Annotated in this window: 13 protein-coding genes and 1 pseudogene; 4 read left to right on the forward strand and 10 right to left on the reverse strand. The window is 55.4% G+C overall.

The features are described 5' to 3' along the window. Nucleotides 1-124: 124 nt before the first annotated feature. The 5 genes from ACYZT7_RS14220 to ACYZT7_RS14240 all read right to left on the reverse strand — a co-directional run bounded on the left by ACYZT7_RS14220 (nt 125) and on the right by ACYZT7_RS14240 (nt 5,180). A complete protein-coding gene (locus ACYZT7_RS14220) occupies nt 125-1,222 on the reverse strand; it encodes a polyamine ABC transporter substrate-binding protein (RefSeq protein ID WP_462041510.1) in 1,098 nt (365 codons plus the stop codon). 52 nt (nt 1,223-1,274) lie between these two features. After that, the gene (locus tag ACYZT7_RS14225) at nt 1,275-2,159 is read right to left on the reverse strand and encodes an ABC transporter permease subunit (protein WP_347804263.1); all 885 of its coding nucleotides are present in this window, start codon (nt 2,157-2,159) and stop codon (nt 1,275-1,277) included. Continuing rightward, complete coding sequence (locus ACYZT7_RS14230; RefSeq protein WP_462041792.1) at nt 2,156-3,037, reverse strand: ABC transporter permease subunit; 882 nt, start codon at nt 3,035-3,037, stop codon at nt 2,156-2,158. Before ACYZT7_RS14230 ends, ACYZT7_RS14225 begins: the two co-directional genes overlap by 4 nt. 29 nt (nt 3,038-3,066) lie before the next feature. Continuing rightward, the gene (gene potA / locus ACYZT7_RS14235; RefSeq protein WP_462041511.1) at nt 3,067-4,209 is read right to left on the reverse strand and encodes a polyamine ABC transporter ATP-binding protein; all 1,143 of its coding nucleotides are present in this window, start codon (nt 4,207-4,209) and stop codon (nt 3,067-3,069) included. Between the two features lie 209 nt (nt 4,210-4,418). Further along, complete coding sequence (locus ACYZT7_RS14240) at nt 4,419-5,180, reverse strand: gamma-glutamyl-gamma-aminobutyrate hydrolase family protein (RefSeq protein ID WP_462041512.1); 762 nt, start codon at nt 5,178-5,180, stop codon at nt 4,419-4,421. A 280-nt stretch (nt 5,181-5,460) separates the two neighbouring features. Between ACYZT7_RS14240 and ACYZT7_RS14245 the strand changes: the two genes are divergently transcribed. From ACYZT7_RS14245 to ACYZT7_RS14260, 4 genes are all read left to right on the forward strand, one after another. Next, nucleotides 5,461-6,837 carry a glutamine synthetase family protein gene (locus ACYZT7_RS14245; protein WP_462041513.1) on the forward strand — a complete coding sequence of 459 codons (1,377 nt, stop codon included), beginning with the start codon at nt 5,461-5,463 and terminating at the stop codon, nt 6,835-6,837. A 167-nt stretch (nt 6,838-7,004) separates the two neighbouring features. Further along, on the forward strand, nt 7,005-8,495 hold the full coding sequence (locus ACYZT7_RS14250) for an aldehyde dehydrogenase (protein ID WP_462041514.1): 1,491 nt from the start codon (nt 7,005-7,007) through the stop codon (nt 8,493-8,495). A gap of 52 nt (nt 8,496-8,547) precedes the next feature. Then, nucleotides 8,548-9,846: an NAD(P)/FAD-dependent oxidoreductase gene (locus ACYZT7_RS14255; protein ID WP_462041515.1), complete on the forward strand. Its 1,299-nt coding sequence runs from the start codon at nt 8,548-8,550 to the stop codon at nt 9,844-9,846. Nucleotides 9,847-10,086: 240 nt separating this feature from the next. After that, nucleotides 10,087-10,635 carry a cupin domain-containing protein gene (locus ACYZT7_RS14260; protein WP_007895886.1) on the forward strand — a complete coding sequence of 183 codons (549 nt, stop codon included), beginning with the start codon at nt 10,087-10,089 and terminating at the stop codon, nt 10,633-10,635. 295 nt (nt 10,636-10,930) lie between these two features. On the opposite strand, the gene ACYZT7_RS14265 is transcribed toward ACYZT7_RS14260, so the two are convergent. The 5 genes and pseudogenes from ACYZT7_RS14265 to ACYZT7_RS14285 form a co-directional block, all read right to left on the reverse strand. Continuing rightward, the gene (locus tag ACYZT7_RS14265) at nt 10,931-12,121 is read right to left on the reverse strand and encodes an LTA synthase family protein (protein ID WP_462041516.1); all 1,191 of its coding nucleotides are present in this window, start codon (nt 12,119-12,121) and stop codon (nt 10,931-10,933) included. Nucleotides 12,122-12,144: 23 nt separating this feature from the next. After that, the gene (locus tag ACYZT7_RS14270; RefSeq protein ID WP_462041517.1) at nt 12,145-12,816 is read right to left on the reverse strand and encodes a hypothetical protein; all 672 of its coding nucleotides are present in this window, start codon (nt 12,814-12,816) and stop codon (nt 12,145-12,147) included. Between the two features lie 554 nt (nt 12,817-13,370). Further along, nucleotides 13,371-13,562, reverse strand: a pseudogene (locus ACYZT7_RS14275) (transposase domain-containing protein); the annotation flags it as partial. Nucleotides 13,563-13,726: 164 nt separating this feature from the next. Next, the gene (locus ACYZT7_RS14280; protein ID WP_462041518.1) at nt 13,727-13,945 is read right to left on the reverse strand and encodes a PLD nuclease N-terminal domain-containing protein; all 219 of its coding nucleotides are present in this window, start codon (nt 13,943-13,945) and stop codon (nt 13,727-13,729) included. A gap of 50 nt (nt 13,946-13,995) precedes the next feature. Next, nucleotides 13,996-14,385, reverse strand: a complete 390-nt coding sequence (locus ACYZT7_RS14285) for a VOC family protein (RefSeq protein ID WP_462041519.1) — start codon at nt 14,383-14,385, stop codon at nt 13,996-13,998. Nucleotides 14,386-14,445 lie beyond the last annotated feature (60 nt).

Below are 14,445 nucleotides of genomic sequence, written 5' to 3' on the forward strand. Positions count from 1 at the left end.
TGGATGTTGTGGCCTCATCGCGAGCAAGCTCGGCTCCCACAGGGATCAGCGTCGCTCATCATTTTGTGTTCCACCACAGACCCTGTGGGAGCCGAGCTTGCTCGCGATGGCGGCTTCGAGTGCATTACTTGCCGAGCTTCACCCGCGTCCATCCGCGAGTCATCACCCGCTGAACGCCAATCGGCATATCTGGAATCGCATACAACGTCGCCATCACAGCCAGCGACGGATACGACCCCGGATCGTCCCGAATCGCTTCATCCACCAAAGGCGTAGCAGCGGAGTTGGCGTTGCTGTAGCCGATGTTGTTGGTGATCTCGGCGATGATGTCCGGGCGCATCAGGAAGTTCATGAACAGGTAGGCGTTTTCCACGTTCGCCGCGTCTTGTGGGATGGCGACCATGTCATAGAAGCTGCCGGCACCTTCTTTCGGAATGCTGTAGTCGATCTTCACCGTGTCGCCGGCTTCCTTGGCCCGAGCCTTGGCTTGCAGCACATCGCCGGAGTAACCGACCGCCACGCAGATGTTGCCGTTGGCCAGGTCCGAGATGTATTTCGACGAATGGAAGTACGCCACCGAAGGACGAATCTTCATGAACAGCGCTTCAGCTTCGGCGATCTGATCCTTGTCCTGCGAGTTCACCGGATAGCCCAGATAGTGCAGGGCGGCCGGGAGCATCTCGGTCGGCGAATCGAGGAAACTGATGCCGCAGGCTTTCAGTTTTTCAGCGTTTTCCGGTTTGAACAGCAGGTCCCAGGAGTTGGTCGGCGCGTTGGTGCCGAGTACTTCCTTGACCTTGTCCGGGTTAAAGCCGATGCCGATCGAGCCCCACATGTACGGGAAGGCATGACCGTTATCCGGGTCGCTGGCTGCGGCGTTTTTCAGCAGGACCGGGTTTAGGTTTTTCCAGTTCGGCAGCTTCGACTTGTCCAGTTCCTGATAGACGCCAGCCTTGATCTGCTTGGCCAGGAAACTGTTGGACGGCACGACGATGTCGTAGCCGGATTTGCCGGCGAGCAGCCGTGCCTCGAGGGTTTCGTTACTGTCGAACACATCGTAGGTCACGCGGATGCCGGTCTCGTCTTCGAACTTCTTGACGGTGTCCGGGGCGATGTAATCCGACCAGTTGTAGACGCGCAGTACCTTGTCATTGGCCTGGGCGCCAGTGGCGATCGCGCCCAATAAGGACAGTGTCAGCAGAGTCCTGCCAAACATTTTCATCGGAACAACTCCATTCTTTTTATTTAACGCAAAACCGTGAAACGCGACGGCACTAGGCCGTCGCTTCTACCATTTGCTTTTTAGGTTGCTGCCAGGATTCGCTGGCGGTCTGGTCCATCGCTTCCTGAATCGCACGTTTACGGGTGGCTTCGGCGCGACGGCTGAAGTACCAGACCATGAAGGTCACGATCGATACGGCGAGCAGAATCAGGCTGGCCACGGCATTGATCTCAGGCTTCACGCCCAGACGCACCGCCGAGAACACTTCCATCGGCAGGGTCGTCGAACCCGGACCGGACACGAAGCTCGCCAACACCAAATCATCCAGCGACAAGGCAAACGACATCATGCCGCCGGCCGCCAGTGACGGCGCGATCATCGGAATGGTGATCAGGAAAAACACCTTGAACGGCTTCGCGCCCAAATCCATCGCCGCTTCTTCGATGGACAGGTCCAGCTCACGCAAGCGCGCCGAAACCACCACCGCCACATACGCCGCACAGAACGTGGTGTGGGCGATCCAGATGGTGACGATGCCGCGTTCCTGCGGCCAGCCAATCAACTGCGCCATCGCCACGAACAGCAGCAACAGCGACAGACCGGTGATCACTTCCGGCATCACCAACGGCGCCGTCACCAAACCACCGAACAACGTGCGGCCCTTGAAGCGCGTGACGCGAGTCAGCACAAACGCGGCCAACGTCCCCAGCGCTACGGCAGCAATCGCGGTGTAGCAGGCGATTTCCAGCGAGCGCACCACAGAACCCATCAGTTGCGAGTTATCGAGCAGGCCGGCGTACCACTTGAACGACCAGCCGCCCCATACGGTTACCAGTTTCGAGGCGTTGAACGAGTAGATCACCAGAATCAACATCGGCAGGTAGATAAACGACAGGCCGAAAATCAGCATGAACTTTGAAAATCCGAAGCGTTTCATCCCCGACCCTCCATCTCTTTGGCCTGACTACGATTGAACAGCAGAATCGGCACAATCAGGATCAACAGCATCACCACCGCCAGGGCAGACGCCACCGGCCAATCGCGGTTGTTGAAGAACTCTTGCCACAGCACACGACCGATCATCAGCGTCTCCGGGCCACCCAGCAGTTCCGGGATCACGAACTCACCGACCACCGGAATGAACACCAGCATGCAGCCAGCGATGATCCCGTTCTTGGCCAGCGGCACGGTGATTTTCCAGAAGTTGTTGAAGTTGCTCGACCCCAGGTCCGACGCGGCTTCCAGCAAGCTGCCGTCGTGCTTGACCAGGTTGGCGTACAGCGGCAACACCATGAACGGCAGATACGCATACACCACGCCGATATACACAGCGGTGTTGGTGTTGAGGATCTCGATCGGGTGGTCGGTCAGCCCGGTCCACATCAGGAACCCGTTGAGCAAACCGTTGTTGCTGAGGATGCCCATCCACGCGTAGACGCGGATCAGGATCGCGGTCCAGGTCGGCATCATGATCAGCAACAGCAGAACGTTTTGCGTTTCCTTGTTGGCCTTGGTGATCGCGTAGGCCATCGGGAAACCGAGCGCTAGGCACATCAGCGTGCTTAAAAACGCGACCTTCAACGAGCCGAAGTAGGCCGAGATGTACAGCTCATCCTGGGTCAGCAGCGAGTAGTTGCCGATGTTGAGCAACAGCTGAAATTTCTGCTCGGCGAAGGTGTAGATCTCTGAGTAAGGAGGAATGGCCAGCGCCGCTTCCGAGAAGCTGATCTTCATCACCAGGAAGAACGGCAACAGGAAAAACAGGCAAAGCCACAGGAAAGGAATCCCGATGACGAGCTTTCGACCACTCGGCATCAGCCGCATAAACTGCTGATTGAGTGTTTTCATGAGCGCAGTACCACGCCGCTGTCGTCTTCCCACCACACGTAGACGTTGTCGTCCCAGGTCGGACGGGCGCCACGGCGTTCGGCGTTGGCCATGAACGACTGCACGACCTTGCCGCCAGGCAATTCCACGTAGAACACCGAGTGACCGCCGAGGTAGGCGATATCATGCACTTTGCCTTGGGACCAGTTGTAGCGGGTATCGGGTTTGGTCGTGCTGACCAGCAGTTTTTCCGGGCGGATCGCGTAAGTAATCGACTTGTCCTGCACCGAGGTGCTGACGCCGTGACCGACGTAGATCTTCTGCTCCAGATCCGGGCTGTGAATGATCGCGTGCCCCTCAAGGTCTTCCACAACGGTGCCGTCGAAGGCGTTCACGTTGCCGATGAATTCGCAGACCATGCGGCTGACCGGCGCCTCATAGATGTCCACCGGGCTGCCGATCTGCGCGATCCAGCCGAGATGCATGATGGCGATGCGTTGGGCCATGGTCATGGCCTCTTCCTGGTCGTGGGTCACCATCACGCAGGTCACGCCAACGCGCTCGATGATCTCGACCAACTCCAGTTGCATCTGCGAGCGCAGTTTTTTATCCAGCGCGCCCATCGGTTCGTCGAGCAGCAACAGCTTCGGGCGTTTGGCCAGGGAACGAGCCAATGCCACACGCTGACGCTGACCGCCAGACAGTTGATGCGGCTTGCGTTTGGCGTACTGGGTCATGTGCACCAGCCGCAGCATCTCTTCAACGCGGGCGTCGATTTCGCTGTTGGACAGCCGATCCTGCTTCAGGCCGAAGGCGATGTTCTGCGCCACCGTCATGTGCGGGAACAAGGCGTAGGACTGGAACATCATGTTGATCGGCCGTTCGTACGGCGGCATGTCGGTGATGTCGACACCGTCGAGAAAAATCCGCCCTTCGGTCGGGCGCTCGAAGCCTGCGAGCATGCGTAGCAGGGTCGATTTACCGGAGCCGGAACCGCCGAGCAGGGCAAAGATTTCGCCTTGATGGATCTCAAGCGAGACATCGTCCACGGCGGTGGTTTCGTCGAATTTCTTGGTGACGCGGTCGACTTTCACCAGCACCTTTTTCGGTGCCTGGTGACCTTCAAGAGCCTTCCTGTAGATGCTGGAGGCGTTTGCCATGTGAAACTCCCAACAGGTTTCAGTCGTCGGGCCAACGCGGCCTGACTTAATAGTGGATTACAAGCCCGGTCGGGCTTATTCGGCGCCGCCGTCCTGGCTGCCTGTTCGTACTTGTTGTTATCGCGTTTGTTGTTGTCGTGAGGGACTGGCGCGCAACGGCGCGCCCGCCTGACTCACGGGGGCAGTAAATTGATTAATCGAGTGTTAAGTCAGCGCGTATTACGCAGCGCCGCCCGTTGCCGGCACGCCTCGCCAAACGCCTGGAAAATACTCAAATAAGGAGGGTTCGAAAGCACCTGCCATTCCGGGTGCCATTGCACGCCGACGGCGAAAGCCTTGCTGTGCTCGACCGAAATCGCCTCGATCAAACCATCCGGTGCGACGGCTTCGGCGCGCAGGCCGGGAGCCAGCCGGTCGATGCCCTGGCTGTGAATCGAATTGACCTGGAACACCTGCGGAAAATCCAGAGCCTCGAACACACCGCCCGGTTGCACGTTGACCGCGTGAGCCGCTGCGTACTGCACGGCCAGGTCCGGATGATTCGCTTCCCGGTGATCCAGCATGCCGGGAAGCTCGTGGACCTTCTGATGCAAGCTGCCACCAAACGCCACGTTCATTTCCTGAAAGCCCCGGCAGATGCCAAGCACCGGCACGCCGGCCGCAATGGCCGCACGCAATAAAGGAAGGGTCGTGGCGTCCCGTTGCGGATCGTGATCCGTACCGGGGGCGCTGTCGGGGCCTTGATAGTGGAAGGGTTCCACATTCGAGGGTGAGCCGGTCAGCAGCAGACCGTCGAGATGCGCGAGCACATCATCAATCTCAGTCAGTTCGCCTAAGGAAGGAATGACGACCGGCAGCCCCAAAGCCGCGACGCTGACAGCACGCAAGTACTTGTCGCCGCTGACATGGTAGGGGTGCAGGCCAATCTGTTTGACGCACGCAGTAACGCCGATTAATGGCTTGAGTGCCATTTTTATCACCTCGAAGTTTCACACTTGAACGAGCTTTTCCGGAGCTTAGCCTTGTTGATTTTAATTAACAACTCTCATGTAAAAAATTCTAAACGCCGCACGTCCGATGTTGAGGATTTACGCAGCTCTCAAGACTGGTCTGGCACTCTCGTGCCCAAAAAAGGCCTGAAAATAAAGATTGAAAGGCCAAGTGTTCGCTATTGACTTCACTTTGCCTTTCGGATTGACTGGGCTCGTGAAAGGGTAGTGAACATAATAATTAACAGCTAATAGGTGCATCATGTCGGTCCCTCTGCGTGCCGTTCAACTCAACGAAGCAAACGCATTCCTTAAGAAATATCCTGAGGTTTTGTACGTCGACCTTCTGATTGCGGATATGAACGGTGTGGTGCGCGGCAAGCGCATCGAGCGCACCAGTCTTCATAAGGTTTACGAAAAAGGCATCAACCTCCCGGCGTCACTGTTTGCTCTGGACATCAATGGTTCTACGGTGGAAAGCACCGGCCTGGGTCTGGACATCGGCGACTCAGACCGAATCTGCTTTCCCATCCCCAATACCCTCAGCATCGAGCCTTGGCAGAAGCGCCCAACCGCGCAACTGTTAATGACCATGCACGAACTCGAAGGCCAGCCGTTCTTCGCTGACCCTCGCGAAGTGCTGCGTCAGGTCGTGAGCAAGTTCGATGCAATGGGCCTGACCATCTGCGCCGCGTTCGAACTCGAGTTCTATCTGATCGACCAAGACAACGTGAACGGTCGTCCGCAATCGCCACGCTCGCCGGTGTCGGGCAAACGTCCGATGTCGACCCAGGTCTACCTGATCGACGATCTGGACGAATACGTCGATTGCCTGCAAGACATCCTCGAAGGCGCGAAAGAGCAGGGCATTCCTGCCGACGCCATCGTCAAGGAAAGCGCCCCGGCGCAGTTCGAAGTGAACCTGCATCACGTCAATGACCCGATAAAGGCCTGCGACTACGCGGTGTTGCTCAAACGTCTGGTGAAAAACATCGCCTACGACCACGAGATGGACACCACCTTCATGGCCAAGCCGTATCCGGGCCAGGCGGGCAATGGTTTGCACGTACACATTTCGATTCTCGACAAAGAAGGCAACAACATCTTTGCCAGCGAGGATCCCGAGCAGAACGCCGCGCTGCGACACGCGATCGGCGGTGTGCTCGAGACCCTGCCGGCGCAGATGGCGTTCCTCTGCCCGAACGTCAACTCGTACCGTCGTTTCGGCGCGCAGTTCTACGTGCCGAACTCGCCGAGCTGGGGTATCGACAACCGTACCGTTGCGGTGCGTGTGCCGACCGGTTCGCCGGATTCGGTGCGCATCGAACACCGCGTGGCGGGCGCCGATGCCAACCCGTACTTGTTGATGGCGTCAGTCCTGGCCGGTATTCACCACGGCCTGACCAACGAAATCGAGCCGGGCGCACCGGTCGAAGGCAACAGCTACGAGCAGAACGAGCAGAGCCTGCCGAACAACCTGCGTGATGCACTGCGCGAGCTGGACGACAGCGAAGTCATGTCGCGCTACATCGACCCGATGTACATCGACGTGTTCGTGGCGTGCAAGGAAAGCGAGCTGGCCGAGTTCGAGAACTCCATCTCGGACCTTGAGTACAACTGGTATCTGCACACCGTCTGACGGCTGGTGAATCACCTGTGGGAGCGAGCTTGCTCGCGATGAGGGCGGCACAGTCAACATTGATGTCGCCTGATACACCGCTATCGCGAGCAAGCTCGCTCCCACAAGGGATTGCATCTCAAGGTTTTAACTGACGATCACTTACTCCTCTGCGTCGAGTCACAACAATGACAAACACTCGCAGCGACTGGGAACAACGCTTCCAGTCCTTAACAATCGAAGGCCGCGCATTCATCGACGGCCAATTCTGCTCGGCACTCACCGGCGACACCTTTGAATGCATGAGCCCGGTCGACGGCCGCTTCCTGGCCAACGTCGCCAGCACCGACGAAGCCGACGCCAATGAGGCAGTCGCCGTCGCGCGCCGCACCTTCGAATCCGGCATCTGGGCCAAACTCGCCCCGGCCGAGCGCAAGCGCATCCTGATCCGTTTCGCCGATCTCATCCTGGCCAACCAGGAAGAACTCGCCCTGCTCGAAACCCTCGACATGGGCAAACCGATCAGCGACTCGATGAACATCGACATCCCGGCGACCGCCAACGCGATCCGCTGGAGCGCCGAAGCCATCGACAAGATCTACGACGAAGTCGCCGCCACACCGCACGACCAACTCGGCCTCATCACCCGCGAACCTGCAGGCGTGGTCGCCGCCATCGTGCCGTGGAACTTCCCGCTGATCATGGCCAGCTGGAAGTTCGCACCGGCCCTCGCGGCCGGCAACTCGTTTATCCTCAAGCCTTCGGAAAAGTCGCCACTCACGGCGATCCGCATCGCCCAGCTTGCGCTGGACGCGGGCATCCCGAAAGGCGTGTTCAACGTCCTGCCGGGCTACGGTCACACCGTCGGCAAGGCGCTGGCGTTGCACATGGACGTCGACGTGCTGGCCTTCACCGGCTCGACCGCGATTGCCAAGCAACTGCTGACCTATTCCGGGCAAAGCAACATGAAACGCGTCTGGCTCGAAGCAGGGGGGAAGAGCCCGAACGTGGTGTTCGCCGACGCACCGGATTTGCGCGCGGCAGCACAAGCAGCGGCCGGTGCGATTGCCTTCAACCAGGGCGAAGTCTGCACCGCCGGTTCGCGCTTGCTGGTGGAGCGTTCTATTCGCGAGCAATTCATTCCACTGCTGGTAGAAGCGCTGCAAGCCTGGAAACCGGGGCACGCCCTCGATCCGGCAACCACCGTCGGCGCGGTCGTCGATCAGCGTCAACTGGACAACGTGCTGCGCTACATCCAGGTCGGCAAAGACCAGGGAGCGCAACTGATCGCGGGCGGTAGTCGCACCCTCGAAGACACCGGTGGCCTGTACGTGGAACCGGCGATTTTCGACGGCGTGACCAACGCCATGACCATCGCCCGTGAAGAAATCTTCGGCCCGGTGCTGTCGCTGATCACCTTCGACACCTTCGATGAAGCGCTGGCGATTGCCAACGACAGCATCTTCGGCCTGGCCGCCGGCGTGTGGACCAGCAACCTGAGCAAGGCCCACACCTTCGCTCGCGGCTTGCGCGCCGGCAGCGTCTGGGTCAACCAGTACGACGGCGGCGACATGACCGCGCCGTTCGGCGGGTACAAGCAGTCGGGTAACGGTCGGGACAAATCGCTGCACGCGTTCGACAAATACACCGAACTCAAAGCGACCTGGATCAAGCTCTAACACCTCTACAACGGCGGTCGCCGGCAGGTGCCGGCGGCCATCGGAGAAACCTATGAAACAAAGCTCTGTTAAACAAAATCATGTAAACAGCTACTACGCCGCCACCCGCAACTTCACCGGCGACTTCCCGGTGCTCGAACAAGCGGTGGACTGCGACGTCTGCGTGATCGGCGCCGGCTACACCGGTTTGTCCTCGGCCCTGTTCCTCTGCGAAGCGGGCTACAGCGTGACCGTGCTCGAAGCCGCCAAAGTCGGTTTCGGCGCCAGCGGTCGCAACGGCGGCCAACTGGTCAACTCCTACAGCCGCGACGTTGATGTCATCGAAGAACGCTACGGCGACAAAACCGCCGAAGTCCTCGGCAGCATGATTTTTGAAGGCGCCGACATCATCCGTCAGCGCATACAACACTACGACATCCAGTGCGACTACAAGCCGGGCGGCATCTTTGCCGCGCTGAACAAGAAGCAGCTCAAAGGCCTGGCCGATCAGAAAAGCAGCTGGGAACGCTACGGCAACAAAAACCTGAAAATGCTCGACGCGTCGGACATCAAGCGCGAAGTCGGTTGCGACAACTACGTCGGCGGCTTGCTGGACATGCAGGGCGGCCACATCCACCCGCTGAACCTGGCCCTCGGCGAAGCCTCGGCCATCATCGGCCTGGGCGGCAAAATCTACGAGCAATCGGCCGCAGTGGAAATCACCTATGGCGAACCGATCACCGTACGCACCGCCAAAGGCCTGGTGCGCGCCAAATACCTGCTGATCGCTGGCAACGCCTACCTGTCGCAAGACCTCGACAACCGCGTCACGCGCAAAAGCATGCCGTGCGGTTCGCAAATCGTCGTCACCGAACCGTTGTCCGAAAAAGTCGCGCGCAGCCTGATCAAAAACAACTACTGCGTCGAAGACTGCAACTACCTGCTCGACTACTACCGCCTCACCGCCGACAACCGCCTGCTGTACGGCGGCGGCGTGGTCTACGGCGCCCGCGAACCGGACGACATCGAGCAGCTGATCAAACCGAAAATCCTCAAAACCTTCCCGCAACTCAAAGACGTGAAGATCGACTACCGCTGGACCGGCAACTTCCTGCTGACCATGTCACGCATGCCGCAGTTCGGCCGCATCGAGAAAAACGCCTACTACATGCAAGGCTACAGCGGCCACGGCGTCACCTGCTCGCACCTGGCCGGCAAACTGATCTCGGAAATGATCCGCGGCGACGCCGAACGCTTCGACGCGTTCGCGTCCCTGCCGCACATGCCCATGATCGGCGGCCGCACCTTCCAGGCCCCACTCACCGCCATGGGCGCCGCGTATTACGCGCTGCGTGATCGGTTCGGCATCTAAGCGTTACCAACGGACAGCTCCCTTCCCTGTGGCGAGGGAGCTTGCTCCCGCTGGGTCGCGAAGCGGTCCCCGCTTTTGGCTTTTTATTCAGCCATTTATCGAACCTGCTGAGCAACACCACCAAACGTGATTTAATACCCGCCTTTCACATTTCCGGGACAGGGAAGCGGTACTTTCGCGGCCAAAAGTCGCCCGCCATCCACCCCCATAACCCTTAAGTATTCTTCGCATAAGGCTGTCATGGACACGGGCTCACGACTCAAATTAGTACGCGAAAGCTACAAACTCTCCCAGCGCGAGCTGGCCCGGCGTAGCGGCGTCACCAATGCCACCATCTCCCTGATCGAACAGAATCGCGTCAGTCCCTCCGTCAGCTCCCTCAAAAAACTGCTCGAAGGCATCCCCATGTCTTTGGCGGACTTCTTCACCTTCGACCAACCGCCCCGCGAACATCAGTACGTGTTCCGCGCCAATGAACAGCCGGATCTCGGGCGCCATGGGCTGCGGTTGCTACTGATTGGCGCTTCGGTGCCGAGTCGGCAGATGCGGCTGTTGCGCGAGCAGTACGCACCTGGGGCGAGTTCGGGGGAAGAGCCGATTGTGCATTCGGAAGGGGAGGAGTGTGGGCTCGTAACCCGTGGCACTGTTGAGCTGACTGTTGATGGGCAGATTAGTGTGCTGAATGCCGGGGATGGGTATTACTTTCCGACGACGTTGCCACATCGGTTTCGGAATATTGGGGCTGATGAGGCGGAGATTATTAGTGCGAATACGCCGGCTAACTTCTGATGGGAAAGACGTGACGGTGAGCTGGCTTTGACACCATAGCTAACAGCGTTTTTGATGCACCCTTATCCCATAACCCGCTTCGGTGTCAAAATCCAAGGCAGGAGCCGTAGGCGGTAATTCCGCACGTACGGCTCTGTGCGGGGAGTGGCAGGTGACTGCCATTCCTGCCGCGATCGGTTGACACGACAACTAACTTGCATAACGCCGGGGGCTCGCTCTCTGTTTCACGTTTAAAGCATCGCACTTATTCTATGAATTCAAGTACCGAGTCATTTACAAAGCTACGATGATTGAGTCATTCAGTGTGTTCAGTTTTTTCTGCAAAAATAGCTTTTTGGTATAAGTTATAAGAAAGCAATCTGTTTTTAATGGTGTTGAATTCATTGCCATGAACGGTTTGAGGTGTTTTTTCTTGCGGATCGTCTTCAATATTATACTTTGTAATAGTGTCTGGACTGTATTCATATATGTATTTATAGGGGTGGTCAACTAATGCTGATGACAGTTCGTCAAAAAAAGTAGACATAAAAAACGCCCGTTCCCCTTGCTCCCTCAACAAACTAACGCCTTGTATATTGAGGGAAGAATCAGTCGCTCCGAAAAAATCAGCAATTGTTGGTATGATGTCAGTCTGGTGACTCGTTGTTGATGTGTTCTTAGGTAGTATTTTACCATTCGCCCAAAATATTAAAGGCACAGTAACTTCCTCTTCGTACATGGAGGAGTTATGAATAAATACCCCATGCTCCCCAAAAGATTCTCCATGATCTCCAACAAGCACAAATAATGTTGAATTTAAGATGCCTGACTTGTCGAATGCATCTAACATTCCACCTATTAGCGTGTCTATTTTCATTATGCATTCTTCGTATTTTTTTATCGCTGTCTGAGAAGTTGAATTGGTAGTGCAGTTGTAGGGGTAATGTGCTGCGGTTGGAAAATATAGCGCAATGAACCCTTTGCCTTTTTTAGCAATATCTTCCAAGTGAGAAACACTTGACGAGAATAAATATTCATCACTTTCTCCGAAGCTGCTATTGTTTTGGGGGTTATTTTTATCTGGGATAAGATCAGAAGCTACATATGAGTTCGACACGCCTACAGATTTTAGAAAACCACCCATGTTTTCAAATTGTAAAAATAATGAACTAAATGCAATTGCTTCCATATTTTTTTTCTTTTTTAATTCATGAATTATACTGGGTTGATATAGGTGCATCGCCTCTTTAATTTCAATGTCTGGATATGCATGCAATCCGGTAAGTATTGAGTAATAGCCTTTAGATGAGTGAGGGACTGACACATACGATTTAGAAAGCATTCCCTCCTGAGAAAGTTTTTCAAATACTGGGTATTTTTCACCGGTTTTTACACCGGCACCAAAAATACTGTTCCATCGAACCGATTCCAGGACAATAAATACCAGGTTCTTAAAGTCTGGAGTGGGCTGGGAATTAAGCTTTTTAATGTCGTTGATTGCTGACAAAGGGTAAGTTGGTTGTTCGAATTCTAGTGTGGTTTAGCTTGAGTTGCATTTAAAGAGATGATGCTTTTAAAAGTAGCAATTAAAGGGTTTGTGAAGATATTTTTGTTCAAGTCGTAGCGAGCGTCTTTCGTATAAATTGACCATAAAAACATGCTTGATAAGAATAATATAAACATTATCCTGTATTTGCTTTTCTCCTCTTTGTTTGTTCTTTGGTCTTTGTGTAATTTATATGTGGCCAATCCAACTAGAGACCAAGTTGCCAGGTAAGCAAGGAAGAGGATAAATACAATGAATCGAAATGTAAATCCAAAGCCAGAGGACTGGTTGAAAAATATTTCTACTCCTGCGGTTAATTCATCCGCATTTTGTAAGCCGTATCTTATTATTGGAAAATCTAACGGTTTGAGCCATAGTTCTCTAACCCTCATATCCAGTATTAGACATAGCAAAAGAAAGCCTGAGGAAATACTCAACACGTAAAAATACAATTTATTCTTGCTTATTATAGTTATTGCTGTCAGATATATAATTGCTGAAAGAATCAAGTCTTGTAGTAAGAACAAAAAAATACTGGGTATCCCAGTATCAATCCATCTGTTAGAGAAAAATTCTATCAAAATAATCTTCGGCGCAAGAAAAAGAGAAACAGCAAGAAGGAGAGCTGTGTTTAGTAAATATGTTTTTTTCCACATGGTGTTCAGTCCCTGAATTCATAGAAATAGTGCAACGTTTGAAACGAGAGACAGGCAGAGAACCATCCACCGGCAGAATCCCCACTACATCAACTTAAGCACCCAACCTTTGTTTGCGCAAGTAAACCCGGGGCTTGAGTGAGCAGCGGCATCAGGGCTCGCATCGGTTTTTTTGCCGCTTGATAGGACTGCGGCCGTCAGTTCGTGCGTAAGTGCTCCATTAACCCCCTATTCAGAAATAGGCGGCGCGCTTAGCGAGGCGATGCGAGCGAGCAGTTCCAAGGCCGCAAGTCTTCGTAATCTTCAACCGAGGTTGCCTGTGGCAGGTGTTCAAGTGCGTGGCGCTGCCACGTATTACCGGGGGTGTTTTTGCCTTTGTTTTCAGACACCCGTTTCACGGCCAATGCTTTGCCGCTGAACGAGTGAGTCAGCAACCATTGCAGGGCTTTCGCCTTGTTATGCCTGCCGTCTTGTAGCCGTCACAATACGCGCTTGCAGCGCTCTTACTCGTATGCGATCCATGAAGCACACCTACCGTCAGATGCGCTTCCCGTTTACCGTGGTATTTCCGGTGAGCAGTTCCACGGCAGCAATGCTTCATAGTCGGTTACTGACTGCGCATGCGGCAGTCGCTCCAGTACGTGGCGCAGCCACGTATAGGGCTCTTGGCCGTTGACCTTCGCGGTTTCGACCAGGCTGTAGATCTGGGCGCTGGCAGTCGCGCCTTTGGGCGTATCGCTGCACAGAGGGTGGTTTCCTACGTGATTTTCGGATCGTAAGATTAAAAGATTTCGGCTTTCGGCGGCTTCCACGCTGATCGAATGCCTAGAAACAACAAAGCCCCGAATCATCAGGGCTTTGTCCTTTCAAATTGCGCAGTTCGCAGATCGTTATTGCATGGCGTCCGGCGCTACCGCCTGGCCTGCGCTGAATGCGAATTCTGAACAACATGCTTCGGCCCCGCCAACGCCCATAGCAACAGCCCGATCAGCGGCACAAACACGATGACCACCATCCACACCAGCTTGTTGCTCGATTTACCTTCGGCTTTACGCACCCTGTTAATCGCCCATAGCTCAACCAGCAAAAGTACTGCCGCGAGCACGATCCAGATTGTTTCGATTTGCATTAGCCACCTCCTGATAGTCATTCAGTTAGGTGGGCAGTGGTGGGCAGGGTTCATTTTATCGGTGTGCAAAGTTCTACCAGCGTCCCGTCTGGGCAGCGCACGTAGGAGACGGTTTGACCCCAGGGTTTTAGGGCAGGGGCGGTTATTTCGGTGGCGCCTGCGCTCAGGGCTTTGGCGTGGGCGGTGGGGACGTCGTCGGCCACCAGTCCGACTTCGATGCCCAGCGGTTTAGCGGAAGAGTGAGCGGAGACGTGGCCACTGCTGAAGTTCATAGCGGCGAGTTCGTTGGCGGCGAAGGCCAGGGCGGTTTCACCAGTTTCGAGTTCGCCGTAGGTGCCTGATTCGTGGAGGAAGCGAGTGGCGAGGCCGAAGGCTGTTTCGAAGAATTGGAGGGAGGCGGGGACGTCGGGGACGTAGATGATCAGGTAGCCGAATTTCATGGGCGAACATTCCTTGTTTTGGTGTTTTGAATGAGGAATGTAGCAGATTCGAATAGGCAG

This window comes from Pseudomonas sp. RT4P38 (assembly GCF_054897765.1).

Coding starts and splice junctions, on each gene's coding strand:
- ACYZT7_RS14220 (WP_462041510.1), bottom strand. CDS start 1,222: ATGAAAATGTTTGGCAGGACTCTGCTGACACTGTCCTTATTGGGCGCG.
- ACYZT7_RS14225 (WP_347804263.1), bottom strand. CDS start 2,159: ATGAAACGCTTCGGATTTTCAAAGTTCATGCTGATTTTCGGCCTGTCG.
- ACYZT7_RS14230 (WP_462041792.1), bottom strand. CDS start 3,037: ATGCCGAGTGGTCGAAAGCTCGTCATCGGGATTCCTTTCCTGTGGCTT.
- potA (WP_462041511.1), bottom strand. CDS start 4,209: ATGGCAAACGCCTCCAGCATCTACAGGAAGGCTCTTGAAGGTCACCAG.
- ACYZT7_RS14240 (WP_462041512.1), bottom strand. CDS start 5,180: ATGGCACTCAAGCCATTAATCGGCGTTACTGCGTGCGTCAAACAGATT.
- ACYZT7_RS14245 (WP_462041513.1), top strand. CDS start 5,461: ATGTCGGTCCCTCTGCGTGCCGTTCAACTCAACGAAGCAAACGCATTC.
- ACYZT7_RS14250 (WP_462041514.1), top strand. CDS start 7,005: ATGACAAACACTCGCAGCGACTGGGAACAACGCTTCCAGTCCTTAACA.
- ACYZT7_RS14255 (WP_462041515.1), top strand. CDS start 8,548: ATGAAACAAAGCTCTGTTAAACAAAATCATGTAAACAGCTACTACGCC.
- ACYZT7_RS14260 (WP_007895886.1), top strand. CDS start 10,087: ATGGACACGGGCTCACGACTCAAATTAGTACGCGAAAGCTACAAACTC.
- ACYZT7_RS14270 (WP_462041517.1), bottom strand. CDS start 12,816: ATGTGGAAAAAAACATATTTACTAAACACAGCTCTCCTTCTTGCTGTT.
- ACYZT7_RS14280 (WP_462041518.1), bottom strand. CDS start 13,945: ATGCAAATCGAAACAATCTGGATCGTGCTCGCGGCAGTACTTTTGCTG.
- ACYZT7_RS14285 (WP_462041519.1), bottom strand. CDS start 14,385: ATGAAATTCGGCTACCTGATCATCTACGTCCCCGACGTCCCCGCCTCC.